Source organism: Vibrio sp. 1402 (assembly GCF_033340275.1).
Map to the genome: position 1 here is coordinate 1 of NZ_JAWOWE010000345.1, position 651 is coordinate 651.

Consider the following 651-nt stretch of genomic DNA (forward strand, 5'->3'; position numbering starts at 1 on the left):
GCACCATTGTAATCAACGTTCTTACCTAGTTTTGTGTCGCCTTTGTAATCTAGAAGAACGAAGTCAGCCAAGTTACCCGCCATGCCTAGACGAACCAAATCTTGGTTGTGTAGACGACCATTCACCGATTCTGCGTCCACTTTGGTTTCTTCATTCGCGTAAGCCGCGTTACCAAAACCTTGGTTGAAGCGAAGTGGGTGCTTACCTTCTGAATCGACACCGCCATCAAATGGGCTGCCGCCACGAACAGCGTCACGCAGACGATCCGAGAACGTACCGATTTCAGTGCCAGCCATGTTTAGCTGAGTAGCTTGATCAAAACGAGCGTTGTTAGACACTTCACCAAAGTCCCAACCTTCACCGTAGAACAAGGTGTTTTCGTCAATCTTGCGGATTTGCTCAAGTGCGTAGACCATCACATCTTTTGGCTGGTGGCCCATTAAGTCGAAACGGAAACCGTCAACTTTGTAGTCGTCCGCCCACACTTTCAATGAGTCAACCATCAGTTTACCCATCATCAAGTTTTCTGTTGCAGTGTTGTCACAACAGGTTGAGTTTTCGACGCCGCCAGTGTTGACGTTAAGACGGTGGTAGTATCCTGGGACGATTTTATCTAGAACGGATTTGTCGTTAATGCCAGAGGCATTGGTG

The 651-nt window shown here is 47.9% G+C and carries 1 pseudogene; it reads right to left on the minus strand.

The annotated features are described in order from the left end of the window. Positions 1-651: pseudogene (locus R7044_RS25975) on the minus strand (DUF3372 domain-containing protein); the annotation flags it as partial.